This window comes from Pandoraea sp. E26, assembly GCF_000681415.1.
Taxonomy (GTDB): domain Bacteria; phylum Pseudomonadota; class Gammaproteobacteria; order Burkholderiales; family Burkholderiaceae; genus Pandoraea; species Pandoraea pnomenusa.
The window spans coordinates 164,698-182,480 of the sequence record NZ_AYXJ01000019.1; the positions used below are offsets into that span (position 1 = coordinate 164,698).

Below are 17,783 nucleotides of genomic sequence, written 5' to 3' on the forward strand. Positions count from 1 at the left end.
TGGTCTTCAATGTGAGAAGCCCGCACACGCGTCGGGCGTGGTGCGGGCATGGGCTCGCTGTCCTGCGGTCCGGCCATCGACGCCTGATCGGCGCCACCGCCTGGCCGGAATTGCTAACATTTTAAGCGTTTTTTGCGGACCGCGTTCAGGAGCTGCTGAATTCGGGGTCATAAGCATACCCAGGGCGTCGGGGGCATGAGGGGGCCCCGGGGACACCAAGTCCGCTGACGCCCTCGCGGCGGCCGGTCGGCGCGAATGCCCGAAAGCGATCAGCGGTCGCCGCCACCGCCCGGCGGGCGTCCCCCGCCATGCCCACCGCCATGTCCGCCACCACCGGGCGGGCGGGAACCGGGCCCGTGGTTACCGCCTCCCGGCGGGCGCGGGCCGGGGCCCGCCCCATGACCGGGTGGGCGAGGGCCGGGGCCTGCGCCGTGTCCGGGAGGCCGCGAACCCGGGCCCGCGCCGTGCCCGGGGGGGCGATTGCCCGAACCATTCCAATGCGGCGGCCGCGGTCCCGGGCCCGGATAGTGTCCGCCTGGCGGCCGGGGTGCCGGGCCGGGATAGTGGCCCGGCGGGCGTGGCCCGGGTCCGCCCCAGTGCGGCGGACGCGGTCCCGGCGGTGGCCGGTTCCAGTAGCGCCGGTCGTGGTACCACGGCCGATTGCGGTAATAGTTGCCCCAGTACGAGCCGATGGAGAACGTGATGATGGGCAGGCCGATCATCGGGCCGTAGTTGAGGATGGGCACCGGATTGCCCTGATACGGATAGCTGAGCAGCGCGGCATAAATCCAGCCGCGCGCGCCGGGCAGGCCGATGTCGCACCACGAATAGTCGGACAGGCAGCCGTAGACGGTGACCGGCATGCCCGGTGCGGCCTGCGCGACGATCGGATAGTCGCTGGCCGGGCCCGCGCGCACGTTGGCCGACGAATTGATCACCGCCTGTCCAGACTGCGCCAGCGCGGTGCCGGGAACTGCCAGCGCAGCGAGCGAGGCGACGCCCGCGAGCGCGAGCGGTAAGGTCCATCGCTTCATTGTCGTCTCCCTTGTTCGAACCACGGCCAGACCATGGCCGAATCATGGGCGCCGGCCGCGACCGGCCGGCATCCACCGCATGTCGGTTCGACCGGTCGCCTCGCGCTTTGGTTTGCGGTAATGCGTAACGAAACCGGACGGAATTGTTTTATTTCGTTACGCCATGGCGACATCGGGTCGATGCGACCGCCGTCGCGATCAGTACAGCACGACCGAGCGGATCGATTCGCCGCGCTTCATCAGATCGAAGCCTTCGTTGATCTGGTCCAGTCGCAGCGTGTGGGTAATGAGATCGTCGATGTTGATCTTGCCTTCCATGTACCAGTCGACGATCTTCGGCACGTCCGTGCGCCCTCGGGCGCCGCCGAAGGCCGAGCCCTTCCACTCGCGGCCCGTAACCAGTTGGAACGGGCGCGTGCTGATCTCCTGCCCGGCGGCGGCCACGCCGATGATGAACGACTGGCCCCAGCCCTTGTGGCAGCACTCGAGCGCCTGGCGCATGGTCGTCACGTTGCCGATGCACTCGAACGAATAGTCTGCGCCGCCGTCGGTCAGTTGCACGATGGTGTCGACCACGTTCTCGACGTCGTTCGGGTTGAGGAAGTGCGTCATGCCGAACTTCTTCGCGAGTTCCACGCGGCCCGGATTGATGTCGACGCCGATGATCTTGTCGGCGCCGACCATCTTCGCGCCCTGGATCACGTTCAGGCCAATGCCGCCCAGCCCGAACACCACGACGTTGGCGCCCGCCTCGACCTTCGCCGAATAGACGACGGCGCCCACGCCGGTCGTCACGCCGCAGCCGATGTAGCAGACCTTGTCGAACGGTGCGTCCGAGCGCACTTTCGCCACGGCGATCTCGGGCACGACGATGTAGTTCGAGAACGTGGAGGTGCCCATGTAGTGGAAGATGGGCTTGCCGTCGAGCGAGAAGCGCGACGTGGCGTCGGGCATCAGGCCGCGACCCTGCGTGCTGCGGATCGCCTGGCAGAGGTTGGTCTTGCGCGACAGGCAGAACTTGCACTGGCGGCATTCGGGCGTGTACAGGGGAATGACGTGATCGTCCTTCTTGAGCGTGGTGACGCCGGGACCGACGTCGACGATCACGCCCGCGCCTTCATGGCCGAGAATGGCGGGGAAAATCCCCTCGGGATCGGCGCCCGAGAGTGTGTAGTAGTCCGTATGGCAGATGCCGGTGGCCTTGACCTCGATCAGCACCTCGCCGGCGCGCGGCCCTTCCAGATCGACTTCCTCGATGGTCAGGGGTTTGCCCGCTTCCCAGGCAATGGCGGCTTTGGTTTTCATGGCGATATTCCTCGTTGCAACGACGTTCGGGGGAGTCCCTTCGCGACGTACCATACCGCGTTCTCAGGGCGCGCGCGAGTCTTGACAGGCCATGCCGTCGGAAATAGCGGGGCCGGGCGCAGGAATCGCGGGGCGCGGCGGGTTATCGCCGGGCTCCGCTGCCCAGCGGCGCGACGATGTGATAGAACCCCTGCATCTCGACCGGGCGGGCGAACCAGAAGCCCTGTGCCTCGTCGCAGCCCAGCTCGGTGAGACGCTGCGCCTGCGCCTGGGTCTCCACGCCTTCGGCGGTAACGCGAAGGCCGAGCGAGTGCGCCATGGCGATGACCGCGTTCACGATGGCGTGACTCGGCGCGTGCGTGAGCATGTCGCGCACGAACGTGCGGTCGATCTTCAGGCGGTCGACAGGGAAGCGGGTCAGATAGGCGAGGCTCGCGTAGCCCGTGCCGAAGTCGTCGACGGCGATCTCCACGCCCATGTCGTGCAACGAGCGCAGTCCGCCCAGCGCGGCGCTCGAATCGCCGAGCAGCACCGTTTCCGTGATCTCGATTTCCAGGTGGCGCGGCTCCAGTGCGTGGGCCTTGAGCGCACGTTCGACCATGCCTACCACATCCTGCCGGGCGAACTGCTGCGCCGACACGTTCACGGAAATGCGCGGCAACCGGCCACATCGGCGCAGCAGCCGGCTGGCCTCGCGACAGGCGGTTTGCATCACCCACTCGCCCAACGTCAGGATCAGACCGGATGTCTCGGCAATCGGTACGAACTCGGCCGGCCCGATGGCGCCCAGCGTCGGGTGGCGCCAGCGAAGCAACGTTTCGGCGTGACGGATCTCGCCGTCCGAGAGGCTGACCTGTGGCTGGTAGACGAGATGCAGTTGCGAATGCGTGCGCTCGTGAACCGCCGCCCGCAGCAGGCCTTCCAGCGCGTTGCGCCGCCTCGCCTGCGCGTCCATCTCGCTGCTGAAGAAGCGCAGTCCGCCGCCCGCGGCGCTGGCGATGCCCAGTGCCACGTGGGCGCGCCGCAACAGCGCCTCGGGGGTGTGGCCGTGTTCGGGATAGCTCACGGCGCCGATACTCGCGTCGAGCGCCACCGCACTTTGCTCGACGTCGACCCACTGGGCGAGCCGGGACTGGATGCGCGAGGCGAGCAGACGCGCGCCGTCACCCGTTTCATTCGTGACGATGACGAACTGGCTGCCGCCCAGGCAGGCGAGGGCGTCCTCCGGGCCGGTGGCTTCGCGCAGACGCTCCGCGGCGATGCGCAACGCCAGCTCGGCGGCCGGGGCGCCGAAGGTGCTGTGCAGCTTGCGCAGATGGTCGAGTTCGAGGAGCAGCACCGTAAGCCCCACCTGCTGTCGCGCACAACGGTGAATCGCCAGTTCGAGCCGTTCGTTGAGCAATGTCTGGTTGGGCAGGCGCGTGACCGGGTCGTGGTGCGTGACGTACCAGAGGCGCGACGCGACCTGAACCTGTTGCGACAGGTCGAGCACGATGCCCACCCAGCGCCGCTCGCCGGGGGCATGTTCGACGCAGGACAGGGCCAGACGAATGGGCAGCCAGCTGCGCACGTGCGTGAGCAAGTGCCATTCGTCGTCGTACGGCACTGTTTCGTTGGCCGAAAGGCTGGCGAGCGCAGGCAGGCGGCGGCGCGCCAGTTCGGTGGGGTCGAGTAGCGAGAGGAAGCTGCGCCTGCCCACCAGTTCGCGGCTTCCATAGCCCGTCAGGCGCGTGAACGCGGCGTTCATGCGCTCGAGCATGCCGTCGTCGGTGCAGACGAACATGGCATAGGGCGCACTGTCGAGCGCCGCGCGGCTCAACTCGGCTTGTACGTCGGGTACCCGACGAGGCACGGGATCGTTCATGCCCGCACCTCCCGAATGCCGGTCTGGCCGGCGTTCAGGAACGTCATGCAACACCTCCCTGGCGTCGCGATTATTATCTCGAAAATCGAGCGATCGACTCGCCAGATTTCTTTTGATTTTCAAGCGGTTATGATGGTTATTCTGCCACGTTGCGAACGTGTGCGTGCAAGGGAAAACGCGGGGTCGAAAGCGCTTTCGAAAACGCGCCTTCTCGCGCATGCTGCAAGGGAAGTCAGTAACGAGGAACCGCGGTGCCGAGCCGCACGATGCATCGATTGCCGGTGGCCTGAGTCGAAGCCCTTCGGTATGATTCGCCCTGACCCGGGCGGGATGCGGTGAGATCCGTCGCGCGGGACACTTACGGTACCTCAGGACCAAAGACGTTTCAGGAAAAGGAAGACGGCGTTGCATTGCGTGCGGACATCGACGAGCGGTATGGCAACAGGCCTCTGGCGAGCGCGCCGGATGCCTCGTCATCGGCACGCGCTGGCGCTCTGCCTGTGGCTCGCGTGCTGCGTCTGGTATGGCATCGCCCATGCGCAGACGCCGGAGGTCGGTGCCCCTGGCGACAAGGGCAGTGCGGCCGGGGACGTGCGCGAGGCCAACGTGCGTCAGGTGGTGCTGGGCATCATCAGTTTCACCCGGTGGCCGACGCCGCCCGCCAAGGTGCGCCTGTGCGTGAGCGGCAACACCGAATATGCGCGCGATCTGCTTGCCGGACCGCTGCCCGCGAGCGGGCTGCCGGTCGAGGCGCGCCGTCTGTCCGCCGCCGAGCCCGCGATTGGTTCGTTGTGCGACGCGTTGTATCTCGGCACGATCGGCGACAGCGAGCGCCGGCAGTTGCTGGTCAACATCGCGGGCCATCCCGTGTTGACGATCAGCGAACGCAATGACTCATGCACCTCCGGGACGATGTTCTGTCTGAACGTCGATGCCGACCGGGTGACCTTCGACATCAACCTCGACACCGTCGCGCGCAGCGGCGTACGTGTCCACCCCAACGTGCTGAAGCTGGCACGAAAGCCGGGGACACCATGACGACCCAACTCCCCCCAACCCACCCGCCACCGCCCGGCGCCGGTAGTGCCGTGGCCGGATTACTTTCACCCCAGACCACGGCGCCGGACCAGTATTCGACCGGTACCGGGGCTCCGGCACCCTCGGCGCCCACGACGCACTCGCTTCCGTCCGCTTCCCAGCCCGCGGCGCCGCCACGCCACCCGGCGGGGCTGCCCGCCACGACGGGCACGATGGGCCGGCGTCGCCGACGCCCGTCGTTGCAAGGCTTGCTGCGACGCACGCACCTGCGCCTGGCAGTCTCGGCGGTCGTGCTGGCAGCCGTTTCGCTCTCGCTCGTGGCATGGCTTGCCCTGCGCAGTTACGCCGAGAACAACCTTCAGCTCATCGGCAGGTCGCTTGCCTACACGGCGGAAGCCGCCGTGGTGTTCGGCGACCGTGTGGCGGCGCAGGAGGCGATCGCGCTGATCGCGAACGACGAGGATGTGGTGCAGGTACGGGTGCTCGACGCCCAAGACAACCAGTTTGCACTGTGGCGTCGCGCGGACGGTGGTACTCTCGCCCGGGTCGAGCGTGTCGTGGCCGACATCGCGCTGCCCGGTCCGGTGACGTCGCCGATTCGTCATGACGGCAAGGACGTGGGCCGTATCGAGGTGCAGGGACAGGGCCATCAGTTCTTCCTGTTCCTGATCAGCGGCATTGGCGGCGTGCTCGCCTGCCTGCTGGTCACCTTCGCCGTGGCGAACCTGCTGGCCAAGCGAATGCACCACGACATCGTCAAGCCGCTGCGGGCGCTGGCCGAAGTGGCCCACGCGGTGCGCCGGGAGCGTGCCTTCCACCAGCGCGTGGCGGCCACGCCGCTCGCGGAACTGAAGGAACTGGGCGACGACTTCAACGCGTTGCTCGACGAATTCGAAGGCTGGCAGAGCCACCTGCGCGCGCAGAACGCGACACTCGCCCATCAGGCGAACCATGATCCGCTCACGGGACTGCCGAACCGGGCGTACTTCGAATCGCGGCTGTCGCAGGCGCTGGTGGACGCCAGTGAGCTCGGCACGCATGTCGCGCTGTTGTACCTCGACAGCGACCGCTTCAAGGAAATCAACGACCAGTTGGGCCATGACGCGGGCGATGCCGTGCTTGTGGCGATCGCCGAAAGGCTGCGCCAGCCGTTGCGCGAAGGCGATCTGGTGGCGCGCCTGGGCGGCGATGAGTTCGCCGTGATGCTGCCGGGCGTGCGTCAGACATCCAATGCCGTGCGTCTGGCGCAGAGTCTGCTGGCCGCGATGGAAAAACCGATTGCGCTGCCCGGTGGCGGCGAAGTCGTCACGTCGATGAGTATCGGCGTGGCGCTGTACCCGACGCACGCGAGCGACGCCTCCGCGTTGCTGCGCGCGGCGGATGCGGCGATGTACCAGGCCAAGCGTGCCGGTGTGGGCACCTGGCATGTTGCGGAAAGCCCCAAGGAATAAGGCGGCGCGCAACACCTTAGCTGCAACGACAAAACCAGAAATGACGACCGGACCATCTACTGCCATGGGGATTCGCTTTGGACTTCGCTGTTGATACAAACAGTCTGCGCGCTCTTGCGCCAACGCCGGCTTCGGCAACGCCGCGCCACGTCGTGTCGGCTCGCCTCACGCGCGCCATTCGCCGCCTGCTTTCCCTCGTCTTCCTGCTGACGTTCGGTGCGCTCGCCGGCTGCCAGACGACGCCCGTTCACGGACTGACGGCCGAGCAGATCGCCGCGCTCAAGTCCGAGGGGTTTGTCCAGACCGACGAAGGCTGGGAATTCGGGCTGTCCGACACAGTGCTCTTCGATACCGACAAATTCGTGTTGCGCGACGCCGCTCGCCAGACGGTGCTGCGCATCGGCGGCACGCTCGTGAAGGTGGGGCTCGACGCGGTTCGCGTCTACGGCTACACCGACTCGGTCGGCAGCGATACGTATAACGAGCAGTTGTCGGCGCGCCGGGCAGACGCGGTGGCTGACGTGCTCGTCGACGCGGGCCTGAAGCGCAACGGCATCCAGTCGATCGGCGTCGGCAAGCGCAATCCGGTGGCCGACAACAGCACCCCGGCCGGCCGCGCACAGAACCGCCGCGTGGCCATCGTGATCTCGACGCGCTGACGGTCACGACTTGCTGCGCGGTCGTGACAAGACGCTCGCGTTACGCCGACGCCGCCCGTGGGGAACGTCTCGCGCGGCGCGCGATCACAATCAGGCAAAATGACGGCAATTTCGGGGCATGCCCGCAAGCGGCTAGCCCCCTCACCGGCTAGTGCCCGGTTGCCTCAACGTTTCCGATCCACTGCGCTTCCTCAGCTGACGGCTCACCCCGAATGCATCGTGCATTACGTGTTTTCCTGAACCTCGCGTGGCTCGCTTTCCTGACGGGCGGCGCGTTGTCGTCTGCGCTCGCGCAGCCTGCGCGCGTCGGCACCTGGGCGACGGCGCCCCAGGCAGTCGCGCAACATCCCGCGGCGCCTTCGTTCAATCGGGCGCCGGCCGCCGGTGGCCGAACCGTGCGCCAGATCGTTCATCCGACGCTGTCGGGCAACGAGGTACGCGTGCGATTTTCGAACACGTTCGGCGCGCAACCGCTGGAGATCGGGGCGGCAAGTCTCGCGGTGGCCATGCGCGGTGCGGACGTCGATGCCGCGAGCCTGCGCGCGCTGACCTTCGGCGGCAGACCGGACGCCACGATCGCGCCGGGGGCGTCGGTCGAAAGCGACCCGTTGGCGTTCACCGTCCGCGCCGGCACACCGCTGGCGGTCAGCCTGTTCACGCGGGAGGCGCGCGCACCGACAACGTGGCACAAGATCGCGCAACAGACAGCGTTCCTGAGCGGCACCGGCAATTACGTCGATGCCGCGCAGGGCTCGGCGTTTCCGACGCGCTTTACCAATACCGTGTGGCTGTCGGGACTCAGCGTGGTGCCCGACGTACCGGCGCATGCCATCGTTGCCATCGGCGATTCGATCACTGACGGCATGCGCAGCACGCTCGATGCCAACCGGCGCTGGCCGGACGTCCTGGCGCGGCGTCTGGAAGCAGCGGGGCGCCGCGATGTCGCGGTGCTCAATCTCGGCATCAGCGGCAATCGCCTGCTGCACGACTCGGCGTGTTACGGCGAGCGGCTGCTGACGCGCTTTCGCCGCGATGCGCTGGAGCAACCGGGCGTGCGCACGGTCGTGGTGCAGATCGGTATCAACGACATCAACTTCGGCTACGTGCCGCCGCACGCCGGACTCGACTGCGACGTACCGCACGTCATCGTGACCGCCCCGGAAATGATCGCCGGCTATCAGGCGCTGATCGCCGCCGCGCACGCGAAGCACGTACGTATCCTCGGCACCACCATCCCGCCGGGAAAATTGCCGCCCGAGCGCGAAGCGGTTCGGGAAGCCGTCAATCAGTGGGTACGCACGAGCGGCGCCTTTGATGGCGTGATCGATTTCGACGCGGCGCTGCGCGACCCGGCGCAGCCCACGCGCATGCAGCCGCGTCTGGACAGCGGCGACGGCACGCATCCGAGCGATGCCGGATATGCCGCGATGGCGGACGCCGTGCCGCTGCCGCTGGTGCTCGGCCCCCAGAAGTAGCGTCGGTCGGGGTGGGCGGGGGAGGGCGTCAGCGCTCGCGCCGCACGCCGACCGTGATCTCCTGCAGGCGTGCAACCTCGGGCGATCGCAGCCACTCCGGATGTTCGAGGCAGTGGCGGAACATTTCGGTCGCATCGTCTCCCCAATACAGCGCGCCGTCGCAGGCAAATGTGGGTACGCCGAACACGCCCGCCGCGATGGCGCTTTCGGTGTTCTCGCGCAAGGCCGTTTTCACGGCCAGGGCGTCTGCCTTCTCGATGGCCTCGTCGGGAGAGAGCCCGAGGCGTTCGCTGAGGACTTGCCACGCCTGCACATCGGTGACGTCGCGCCCTTCCGCCCAGATGAACCGGAAAATCGTTTGCACGACCTCGTGCGTCGCGCCGAGCGCCACGGCCAGGCGCAGCACACGGATCGGATGGAACGGATGTACCGGGGGCATGCGAAACGCAATGCCGTCCTGCTCGGCCCGGAATTGCGCCATGCGATAAGTGAAGATGCGCTTGGCGGGAATCTCCGCCGGCCCCTGCGTCTGCACGTGCGCGAGTATCGCGCCAAGCACGATCGGTTTGTATTCGATCGTCAGCGTGGCGGGTAGCGTGCCGAAGCGCTGGAGCTGCAAGTATGCGAAGGGCGAGGCGAAATCGAAATACCACTGTGCCCGGCGGGCGGGAGCAGCTTGCGACATGAGGACGGTCTCCGATAAGGCGATGTTTGAACGCGTCCGCTTAGGCGACAGCCTTGCCGCCTCTCGTGACGCTGAAGGGGGCACCTCCAGGGATGCTTCTCGATGATCTGCAACAGTGTAGCGGGCGGGCAGGCACGGCCCTCGTGCGGCCTGCGCGGTCGCAAAGCAAAAAATGGCGTGAATTCAAATATTTACGTGAGGGTCGTGTAAATATCGGATTTTTTGATGTTTCTTATCCGATATAACGATTTTTATTATTGAAGCGGAGTTTTTAGACTTGCAGTCATTCCACAGGAGTGCCTGCAATGACAACAAAAACCCACACCGAACGCTCTGCCACGGCCAGCCGTCCCGATACACTGGTGCCGGATCGGCACAACCCGTGGGCCGGTTTGATTCTCTCGACGGTCATCGCTTTCGTGGCGTTGTTGCTCGGTCGCCAGATGCCGCTCGTCGGCGGTCCGGTGTTCGGCATCCTGCTGGGCATTCTCGTGCGCAACCTGTTTGCGCCGGGGGCCCGATACGAGGCGGGCATCAAGTTTGCGTCGAAGTACGTGCTTCAGTGGTCCATCATCGCGCTCGGCTTTGGCCTGAGCCTCTCGCAGGTCGCGCACACGGGGCTCGAGTCGCTCGCCGTCACGGCGGTGACGATCACCGCCGCGGGGTTGTCGGCCTGGGGGCTGGGACGTTTGCTCGGCGTGGGCGACAAGCTCAAGTTGCTCATCGGCGTGGGTACGGCCATCTGCGGTGGATCGGCGATCGCGGCCGTCACGCCGATCGTCAAGCCGGACGATCACGAGACCGCGTTCGCCATCTCGACCATCTTCCTGTTCAATATCGCGGCCGTGTTGCTGTTCCCGGTGCTCGGTCACGTGTTGCATCTGTCCGACCTGGGTTTCGGCATGTGGGCGGGCACGGCAATCAACGATACGTCGTCGGTGGTGGCGGCCGGGTACAGTTACAGCAAGGCGGCCGGCGACTACGCAACGATCGTCAAGCTCACCCGTGCCACGCTGATCATCCCGATCTGCCTGACGCTCGCCGCGATCGTGGCCTATCGCGCCAAGCGCTCCGGCGCCGGCAACTTCAGCCTCGCCCGCATCTTTCCGTGGTTCATCCTCGGCTTCCTGATCGCCTCGGGTGTCCGTACGGCTGGGCTGGTACCGAGCGCGCTGCAACCGTGGATTCACGACGCCGCGGAGTTCCTGATCATCGTTGCGCTCACGGCCATCGGTCTGTCGTCGAACCTGCGTCGCATGGCTTCCACCGGGGTGCGTCCCATCCTCCTGGGACTCGGCGTGTGGGCTGCCGTGTCGGTGAGCAGCCTGGCCGTGCAACTGGTGATGGGACAGCTCTGAGACGCACCCATCCGGTGCCAGCACTAAGGGCAGACCCGGCGGGCAAGCCGGGTTTCGTCACCTAGAATGCAATCACGGACGGCCATCGGTCGTCCGTGAAGTCCTTTTGGGACGGCAATTTCAGGCGGCAACTTTAGGCGGCAATTCGGGAGGCGTCATGGGAACGTCATTCGGTGATATCTGGTACACCATCGGCGCGCTGGTGTTGATCGCGGTGCTGGCCGGGATGGTGTGGGAGCTGGGGGTGTGGTGGACGCGTCACCCGAATCACAGCGCGGTGCAGCGGCTCGAGCACGCCTGGACGAGGATTCGCCACCCGCGGCAATGAGCGCGGGCGCTCCGCGCGCCGGCGACGTCATCGGGAGGGGACGTGCGGCTGACGGTCGTCAGCCGTGAGGGAAGTATGTGCCGCGCGGCTCAGTCGAGCTTGAGGTGGCGCGGTACGTTGCCGTCCCAGCGCTGCAGGTCTTCGAGGGGATACGGCTTGCTGCCGTGAAGCGCGCGCTTGATGCGGCTCTTGCCGCTCGGCTGCGGCACGTTCGGTAACGCGGCGCCCGCGGGCGTACCCGCCAGATCGAGATAGTCGCGCTTGAACTCCGCCTGCGTCATGCCCCACTTCATCAGAAATTCGCGGCTGCCCCGATTCTTCACCACGCGACCGGTGGAGCGGCACCCGAAGTGATAAACGACGCTTTTGCCGACAATGCGGAACGTACGACAGCCGACGAGCCACAGTTTCATGAGGAAGTCGTCGTCGCTGCTCATACCGGGCCCGAACTCGATGCTGTAACCGCCGACGAGATGCCACAGACTACGGCTCACCAAAGTGGGCTGGGTGGGCACGCCATTGACGTCGTCGCGACCCAGCGACGCGGCGAAAGCGAGCAGTGCCGACTCGTCGAACGTCTCCGGCGTCGTGCCGAAATCCTTCGATACCACCTGTTTGCTTACCCCTGCGTTGGGTTCGATCATCACCGATGACAGGTAATAGACCGGCGTGTCGAGGGTACGGGCCGCCTCGATGAGCGCCGTGTCCCAGCCGGGCGTGACGAACATGTCGTCGTTCAGGAACAGCAACTGGTCATGCGAGGCCAGCGGCGCGAGCTGGTTGAGCGCCAGACAGACGCCCACGTTGCCGCTGCTGTGGGTGTATCGCAGTCCCTGTGCCTGCACCCATGCCAACGTACCGTCGCTGCCGTCGTTCACGTGGACGAGAATCTCGTGCGCCTCGCCGGAATGTCGGCGCACGCTATCGATGCACAGCTTGAGGAACGGCAGGTTGTTCCAGGTCGGGATCAGGATGCTTAGCATGGAAGGAACGGCGTGGATTACCGGGCAGCCGGCGTCTTATGGTCGGAATCGCCGTCAGGATATGCGAAGGCCGCAAACACCGCCAGCATCGTTGCGTAGAAGGCGACCGTGACCTTCAGATTGAAGGTCTCGACGGTCAGGCCGAAGACCGCGAACGCGACTGCGGTCATCAGCCCCATGAGCGCGGCGCGGTGTTCTTCAGGGCGCTCGCGAATGCGTGACATGCGCAGATAGAAAAACGCCGGGCCCGCATAGACCCCCAAAATCGAAAGCAACCCGAGGATCAGGCCGTAGTCGACCGTGTAGGCCAGAATCTGGTTGTGGACTTCGCCCTTTCCATAATCGGCGGCCATCGGCGTCAACACACCCGATGCCGCCATTTCCGGCATCGCGTTGCGATACCCGTGCGCGCCCAACCCGAGCAAAGGACGCTCGGCGATGAGTTTCGCGGCAGCCTTCCACAGTTCCAGGCGGATGCCGGTGGAGGTGTCCGGTTGCCCGGCCGTCAGGCTGGTAAGGTCGGTGTGGATGGCCTCGAAGCGACTGCGCACCATAGGCGAGGCAAACGTGCTTGCCAGCAATATCGCGGCGACACCCGCGATCGTCACCCGGCGAGCCATGCTCACGCGATGCTTGTGCCAGAAGACCCACACCAGCAGCAGGCATGGCAATGCGATCCAGCCGCCCCGGGACTGACTGGCCCATGACGCATAGCAACCGGCAACGCCGCCCAGCAGCTTGAAGGCGATTGCCCAAGGCCCGTCATGCGACAGCCAGTGAATCGATACTACGGACAGTATGCCCAGCAGCAGGGCGAGGTCGCCGAAGTGAATCGGATTCAGGAATGTACTCCCCGCCCGGAGGGCGAGGAGGTCCGCCTTGGAATAGAGGGCCATGAGCCCCGCGCAGAGCGCGCCGAGAGCGAACGTCAGATCCACCCATTTCGGCACGAATCGGACAACCATGCGTAATCCGAGGAATACGACGACGGCCAGCAGAAAGCGCAGCGGGGAGTCGAGCGTGTTGGCGACGACATGGCCGTGCAGGAGCTCGACGGTCAGAAAGGCGAAAAATGGAAGACAAAGCGAGGCGACGAACACGCGTGTGGGCATGCTCGCGTCCGGCGACGAACGCGGGATGACCGACCGGCGGTGCTTGACCAGCACCACGGCGCCCAGCGCGACCGTAAGAAACATGATCGTGTTCCCGCCGCGGGGAACGACCAGTGCGGCTGCTGGAAACAATAGGAGCAGCGCGCAGAAAAAATTGGCCAAAAGGGGCCGGCTCGTATCGCTTTCCGGCACAGCGGACTTGCTCATTGGATGACTGGCAGACTTCAGGTTTCCTCAGCACGAAGTATGCCAGAAATGCCCTGCCAGCCACGGCTTCGTCTTCCGTGCGCAACGTCCGCCCGCCAGGCGCCCGCGAACAGGCGAATTTACAGGTTCATCGCGCCGAGCACGCCGCACAGGTGCAGGGCCACATGCGTCCAGGCGGCCTCGTCGTAGGCGTCGCCCTCGCGCGCGAGTTGTTGCGCCTCGTGAAACGCGCGCCACAAGGCGGCGGCGCTCGACGGCGTGCCGCCCGCCAACTGATATTGGCGCTGCAAGGCTTCGGCCAGCCAGGGCTGCTCGTGCGCGCAGGCTTCGGCATAGGCTTCGACGGCAACGCGTGCATAGGGGTCGCCGGCCGGATCGAGCACGACCGGCTGGCGGGCCGCGGGCTGTGCGACGGCCGCGAAAACGTGGCGCTCGGCGGCGCTGTGGCGTGTGGAGAGATGCTTCATGTCGGTCTCGTCTCGTTGGCCGCGCCAGGGCGGCTGGCGCGGAATCACTTACGTGGACTCAGTCGTTTTCCAGATTTCGAATAAACACCATCGCGGCTTGCTTGGCCTGGTCGATGCTCGTGAATGTCCGACCATCCATGGGCCAAATGTCGACCAGCACCGCAAAATTGCCGGGCCGCTCGCCCTGCATGATGCGAATGTAGTGCTGTCGGAATACGCAGCGCGCGAGTTCCACGGTCGGATGCGGTCGGCGAAAGTGGGCGGTTGCCATGACAGTCTCCAGAAAATCGGCCCTCCGGCCTCGACGGGCCGTTGCCAGAGGGGCAGCAATTCCCATGCCAGTGCTCTCGCGACGATTAACTGCTTGATTTGTAAGGGGTGGCCGCACATGGTCCGCGTCGGGGCGACGGAAAACGTTACGAAACCGAAACATGGCGGGAACACCGGACCGTAACAACGCCGGGGGGAGTGGCGCGCCAGTCGCGCGCGAGTGCCGAGTGGCGGGCGTGGGCCGATTCTCGCGGATCGCGCATGCGTTCCCGCTAAAATGGGCGCATGAATCTGCGTTTTCTCGAAACCTTCGTCTGGCTCGCCAAGCTGCGCAATTTCCGACTCACCGCGGAGCGCCTGCATACGACGCAGGCGGGGGTGTCGAGTCGGATCGCGTCACTCGAGCAGAGTTTCGGTGTGCGTCTGTTCGATCGCAGCGCGCGTGAGGTCACGCTCACCGCCGCCGGGCAGAAGGCACTGGCCTATGCCGAGCGCATCGTCATGCTCGGTCAGGAGATGAAGCGCGAGCTGAGCGATCCCGACATGCCGCCGGGCGTGCTCAAGATCGGCGTGGTCGAATCGATCGTGCACAGTTGGTTTCCGGACCTGGCCGCGCGCATCCATCGCGAGTATCCGCAACTCGAGATCGAGGTCACCAGCGAGACGACGATCAATCTGTGCAAGCAGCTCGAAGCCGGCACGCTCGATCTCGTGCTGCAGACCGATGTCCAGCATGGCACGGGCATCGAGAACCTCGCGCTGGCGGAATTCCGGATGCGCTGGGTGGCCAGCCCGAAGCTCGGGCTCGAAGGCGAGACGCTGGACGTGTCGGATCTCGCGGCATATCCGCTGGTGAGCTTTTCCCGCAATTCCGGCCCGCACAAGACGCTCGAGCGCATGTTCTCGGTGGCGGCCGAACGTCCGGTGCGCGTGAACTGCATGACCTCCGTGGCGGCCATCATCCGGCTCGTGGCAGACGGCTTCGGGGTGGCGATGCTGCCTCCGGCCATCATTCAGCGCGAGCTGGGCGAACACAGCCTGCACCTGCTGCGCGTGAACGCCAATTTCCCCAGCCTGTCGCTCGTGGGCTCGTTCCGTACCGGGGCGCTGCTCGCGGAGAACGTGGCACGCCTCGCGCAGCGCACTGCCAGCGAGTTCGCGCTGAACATGGGGCCGGACATCGCGATTCCGCCCGCCGCCGCCATGACGGCGCCTACCTGGGGCGCGGGCGAGGCCTGACCTCCGCCAGGCACCGCGCCGCCGACGGCGGGCGCGGGTCATAAGAATTTGCTGTCGCGGCGAATTTGATTTCTTGTTGGACGCCATTTCCCTCGTTTTGCACACTCGGCAAGACGGTCGGCCCCTGCGCATCGCCGCTTGCCACGCGGCGCGCGCCGGGGTCGATCTCCCCCGATTGTCGAAACGATGGATTGCCTCATGACTGTGACTGCACCGCGCGCCCAACTCTGCATCTGGACGAATATCGACCCGGCCTTCGAAGCCGACTTCAACCGCTGGTACGACCGCGAGCACATGCAGGAGCGCGTGGCGATTCCGGGCTTCCGCTTCGCCCGTCGCTTCAAGGCCGTGCATGAAACCGCCCGCCCGTATCTGGCGCTCTACTGCACGCAGGACGCCTCCGTGTTCACCAGCGAGGCCTATGCCCGGGCATTCCAGAACCAGACGGAATGGTCGCTGCGCAACTTTGCACGCATGCAGGGCACGCAGCGCCGTGTCGGTACGCTCGATGTCGAGGCAGGCGAAGGGCAGGGCGGCATGCTGGCCGCCTTTGTCCTGACCCAGGCCGTCGTGGCGCAGGCCCGGCCGCGACTGGATGCCCAGCTCGCCGAACTGGCGCAAGCCGACGGCATCGTGCGGGCCACCTTGCAGGTCACCGTGCCGGCGTTGTCCGTCTCCCTCACGGCCAAGGACGCGCCGCCGCCCCCGGCCGACGCCGTGGTGCTGATCGAAGGCACCGACCCCGACACCGTGCGAACCGTCGCCGAGACGCTGGCCGCCGCCCATGGCGTGCCGGCTGGCGAGGTGACCCGGTTTGCCATGCTCTGGCGCCTTGGCGCCAACGACGACTGACGCCCCGCCGCCTTTCCGCGAGCGATCCCGCGGACCCACTGGAGACATCCATGACGACTTATTCGAATACCCGCGAAGCCGCGCAAGCGTCGGCCGGGACACACGACGCCGCGCGCGCCGGCCGCGCCAACAAGGGGCGCCTGGCGACGGCCAGCATGGTGGGCACCACGCTGGAATGGTACGACTTCACCGTCTACAACACGCTCGCCGCGCTCGTGTTCAACCATCTTTTCTTCCCGTCGGTCGATCCGCTCGCCGGTACGATCCTGGCACTGTCGACGTACGCCGTGGGCTATGTTTCGCGTCCGCTCGGCGGGTTCGTGTTCGGCAACCTCGGGGACAAGATCGGCCGCCGTGCCGTCCTGGTGCTCACGCTTGTGGTGATGGGCCTGACCACGGGGCTCATGGGGTTGTTGCCCACGTACGCCTCGATCGGCATCTGGAGCCCGGTGCTCCTCGTGGCGCTGCGCTTCGTGCAAGGGGTCGCGCTCGGTGGCGAATGGGCGGGGGCGGTGCTGCTTTCGGTCGAGCACGGCGATCAGCGCAAGCGGGGATTGAACGCCTCGTGGACGCAGGTCGGACCGTCGTTCGGCACGTTGCTTGCGACGGGCCTCATCGCGCTGATCACGCTCGCGATTTCGCCCGACGACTTCCTCTCGTGGGGATGGCGCGTGCCGTTCCTGCTGAGCCTGGTGCTGGTGGGGTTCGGTTTGTGGGTGCGTCGCGGCGTGGAAGAAACGCCGATGTTCGAACAGATCCAGCATTCGGAGCGCAAGGCCGAAATGCCGATCGCCGACGTTTTCCGCTCGCACTGGCGCAATCTGCTCGTGGCCGGTGGCTCGCGCATCGGCTCGGACGTGCTTTACGCGCTGATGGTCGTCTTCACGCTCACTTACGTGACCGGCACGCTGCATCTGTCGCGCCCGCTCGCGCTCACGGCCGTGCTCGTCGGCACCGCGTGCAACGCGCTCACGGTGCCACTGTTCGGTGCGCTCTCGGACAAGCTCGGCCGCCGTCCGGTATACGGCTTCGGCGTGTTGTGCGCGATGATCTGGGCCTACGGCTTCTTCGTATTGCTCGATACGTCCCATCCGGCGCTCATCGTGCTGTCGGTCGTCATCGGCCTGGTGATCCACGCGATCATGTACGGTCCTCAGGCAGCGTTCGTTACCGAGCAGTTTCCGACCCGCGTGCGCTACGCGGGCGCTTCGCTGGCCTATACGCTGGCGGGGATTCTGGGCGGCGGGTTCGCGCCGCTCATCATCGTGAGCCTGTACAAGGAATACGGCACCACGGTTTCGGTATCGTTGTATGTCACGGCGGCGCTCGCCGTCACGGCCGTGGCGCTGTTCGCGGCGCGCGAGACCGCGCACAAGCCCCTCAGGGACTGACGGACACCGACGTCCCGGCATGACGCGACGGCACGCCCACGGGCGTGCCGTTGTCGTTTGCCGTG

Annotated in this window: 17 protein-coding genes; 9 read left to right on the top strand and 8 right to left on the bottom strand. The window is 66.1% G+C overall.

Annotated features, from left to right (window positions below):
- Positions 1-269: 269 nt before the first annotated feature.
- The 3 genes from W930_RS0114400 to W930_RS0114410 all read right to left on the bottom strand — a co-directional run bounded on the left by W930_RS0114400 (position 270) and on the right by W930_RS0114410 (position 4,203).
- On the bottom strand, positions 270-1,034 hold the full coding sequence (locus tag W930_RS0114400; RefSeq protein ID WP_023872241.1) for an SH3 domain-containing protein: 765 nt from the start codon (positions 1,032-1,034) through the stop codon (positions 270-272).
- A gap of 198 nt (positions 1,035-1,232) precedes the next feature.
- Positions 1,233-2,339, bottom strand: coding sequence for an S-(hydroxymethyl)glutathione dehydrogenase/class III alcohol dehydrogenase (locus W930_RS0114405; RefSeq protein ID WP_023594347.1), 1,107 nt, complete (start codon positions 2,337-2,339; stop codon positions 1,233-1,235).
- Between the two features lie 142 nt (positions 2,340-2,481).
- Positions 2,482-4,203 (bottom strand): bifunctional diguanylate cyclase/phosphodiesterase, encoded by a 1,722-nt coding sequence (locus W930_RS0114410; RefSeq protein WP_023594348.1) that lies wholly within the window; start codon positions 4,201-4,203, stop codon positions 2,482-2,484.
- 465 nt (positions 4,204-4,668) lie between these two features.
- Between W930_RS0114410 and W930_RS0114415 the strand changes: the two genes are divergently transcribed.
- The 4 genes from W930_RS0114415 (at position 4,669) to W930_RS0114430 (ending at position 8,826) form a co-directional block, all read left to right on the top strand.
- On the top strand, positions 4,669-5,241 hold the full coding sequence (locus W930_RS0114415; RefSeq protein WP_024788634.1) for a YfiR family protein: 573 nt from the start codon (positions 4,669-4,671) through the stop codon (positions 5,239-5,241).
- A gap of 212 nt (positions 5,242-5,453) precedes the next feature.
- Complete coding sequence (locus W930_RS0114420; RefSeq protein WP_023594350.1) at positions 5,454-6,692, top strand: diguanylate cyclase domain-containing protein; 1,239 nt, start codon at positions 5,454-5,456, stop codon at positions 6,690-6,692.
- Positions 6,693-6,844: 152 nt separating this feature from the next.
- A complete protein-coding gene (locus tag W930_RS31070) occupies positions 6,845-7,351 on the top strand; it encodes an OmpA family protein (RefSeq protein ID WP_023594351.1) in 507 nt (168 codons plus the stop codon).
- Positions 7,352-7,563: 212 nt separating this feature from the next.
- Positions 7,564-8,826 (top strand): SGNH/GDSL hydrolase family protein, encoded by a 1,263-nt coding sequence (locus W930_RS0114430; protein ID WP_023872239.1) that lies wholly within the window; start codon positions 7,564-7,566, stop codon positions 8,824-8,826.
- Positions 8,827-8,854: 28 nt separating this feature from the next.
- Here the strand turns inward: W930_RS0114430 and W930_RS0114435 are convergent, their stop codons facing one another.
- Positions 8,855-9,511 carry a 2-hydroxychromene-2-carboxylate isomerase gene (locus W930_RS0114435; protein ID WP_023594353.1) on the bottom strand — a complete coding sequence of 219 codons (657 nt, stop codon included), beginning with the start codon at positions 9,509-9,511 and terminating at the stop codon, positions 8,855-8,857.
- A gap of 305 nt (positions 9,512-9,816) precedes the next feature.
- Between W930_RS0114435 and W930_RS0114440 the strand changes: the two genes are divergently transcribed.
- Both W930_RS0114440 and W930_RS30465 read left to right on the top strand, forming a co-directional pair.
- Positions 9,817-10,869 carry a YeiH family protein gene (locus W930_RS0114440; protein WP_023594354.1) on the top strand — a complete coding sequence of 351 codons (1,053 nt, stop codon included), beginning with the start codon at positions 9,817-9,819 and terminating at the stop codon, positions 10,867-10,869.
- Between the two features lie 157 nt (positions 10,870-11,026).
- Positions 11,027-11,197, top strand: a complete 171-nt coding sequence (locus tag W930_RS30465) for a hypothetical protein (protein WP_023872237.1) — start codon at positions 11,027-11,029, stop codon at positions 11,195-11,197.
- Positions 11,198-11,286: 89 nt separating this feature from the next.
- Here W930_RS30465 and W930_RS0114450 read toward each other — a convergent pair whose 3' ends face one another.
- From W930_RS0114450 to W930_RS0114465, 4 genes are all read right to left on the bottom strand, one after another.
- Entirely contained in the window at positions 11,287-12,180 is an 894-nt protein-coding gene (locus W930_RS0114450; protein ID WP_023594356.1) for a glycosyltransferase family 2 protein, read from the bottom strand.
- A 17-nt stretch (positions 12,181-12,197) separates the two neighbouring features.
- A complete protein-coding gene (locus W930_RS27470; protein ID WP_162162841.1) occupies positions 12,198-13,484 on the bottom strand; it encodes an O-antigen ligase in 1,287 nt (428 codons plus the stop codon).
- Positions 13,485-13,618: 134 nt separating this feature from the next.
- The gene (locus tag W930_RS29180; RefSeq protein ID WP_023594358.1) at positions 13,619-13,966 is read right to left on the bottom strand and encodes a hypothetical protein; all 348 of its coding nucleotides are present in this window, start codon (positions 13,964-13,966) and stop codon (positions 13,619-13,621) included.
- A 58-nt stretch (positions 13,967-14,024) separates the two neighbouring features.
- On the bottom strand, positions 14,025-14,303 hold the full coding sequence (locus tag W930_RS0114465) for a hypothetical protein (protein ID WP_141572389.1): 279 nt from the start codon (positions 14,301-14,303) through the stop codon (positions 14,025-14,027).
- 218 nt (positions 14,304-14,521) lie between these two features.
- Between W930_RS0114465 and W930_RS0114470 the strand changes: the two genes are divergently transcribed.
- The 3 genes from W930_RS0114470 (at position 14,522) to W930_RS0114480 (ending at position 17,718) form a co-directional block, all read left to right on the top strand.
- Complete coding sequence (locus W930_RS0114470) at positions 14,522-15,475, top strand: LysR family transcriptional regulator (protein ID WP_023872234.1); 954 nt, start codon at positions 14,522-14,524, stop codon at positions 15,473-15,475.
- 198 nt (positions 15,476-15,673) lie between these two features.
- On the top strand, positions 15,674-16,327 hold the full coding sequence (locus W930_RS27480) for a DUF4286 family protein (protein WP_023594361.1): 654 nt from the start codon (positions 15,674-15,676) through the stop codon (positions 16,325-16,327).
- A gap of 50 nt (positions 16,328-16,377) precedes the next feature.
- Entirely contained in the window at positions 16,378-17,718 is a 1,341-nt protein-coding gene (locus tag W930_RS0114480; RefSeq protein ID WP_023594362.1) for an MFS transporter, read from the top strand.
- Positions 17,719-17,783: the final 65 nt, after the last annotated feature.

Coding starts and splice junctions, on each gene's coding strand:
- W930_RS0114400 (WP_023872241.1), bottom strand. CDS start 1,034: ATGAAGCGATGGACCTTACCGCTCGCGCTCGCGGGCGTCGCCTCGCTC.
- W930_RS0114405 (WP_023594347.1), bottom strand. CDS start 2,339: ATGAAAACCAAAGCCGCCATTGCCTGGGAAGCGGGCAAACCCCTGACC.
- W930_RS0114410 (WP_023594348.1), bottom strand. CDS start 4,203: ATGAACGATCCCGTGCCTCGTCGGGTACCCGACGTACAAGCCGAGTTG.
- W930_RS0114415 (WP_024788634.1), top strand. CDS start 4,669: ATGCCTCGTCATCGGCACGCGCTGGCGCTCTGCCTGTGGCTCGCGTGC.
- W930_RS0114420 (WP_023594350.1), top strand. CDS start 5,454: ATGGGCCGGCGTCGCCGACGCCCGTCGTTGCAAGGCTTGCTGCGACGC.
- W930_RS0114430 (WP_023872239.1), top strand. CDS start 7,564: ATGCATCGTGCATTACGTGTTTTCCTGAACCTCGCGTGGCTCGCTTTC.
- W930_RS0114435 (WP_023594353.1), bottom strand. CDS start 9,511: ATGTCGCAAGCTGCTCCCGCCCGCCGGGCACAGTGGTATTTCGATTTC.
- W930_RS0114440 (WP_023594354.1), top strand. CDS start 9,817: ATGACAACAAAAACCCACACCGAACGCTCTGCCACGGCCAGCCGTCCC.
- W930_RS30465 (WP_023872237.1), top strand. CDS start 11,027: ATGGGAACGTCATTCGGTGATATCTGGTACACCATCGGCGCGCTGGTG.
- W930_RS0114450 (WP_023594356.1), bottom strand. CDS start 12,180: ATGCTAAGCATCCTGATCCCGACCTGGAACAACCTGCCGTTCCTCAAG.
- W930_RS29180 (WP_023594358.1), bottom strand. CDS start 13,966: ATGAAGCATCTCTCCACACGCCACAGCGCCGCCGAGCGCCACGTTTTC.
- W930_RS0114465 (WP_141572389.1), bottom strand. CDS start 14,303: ATGGGAATTGCTGCCCCTCTGGCAACGGCCCGTCGAGGCCGGAGGGCC.
- W930_RS0114470 (WP_023872234.1), top strand. CDS start 14,522: ATGAATCTGCGTTTTCTCGAAACCTTCGTCTGGCTCGCCAAGCTGCGC.
- W930_RS27480 (WP_023594361.1), top strand. CDS start 15,674: ATGACTGTGACTGCACCGCGCGCCCAACTCTGCATCTGGACGAATATC.
- W930_RS0114480 (WP_023594362.1), top strand. CDS start 16,378: ATGACGACTTATTCGAATACCCGCGAAGCCGCGCAAGCGTCGGCCGGG.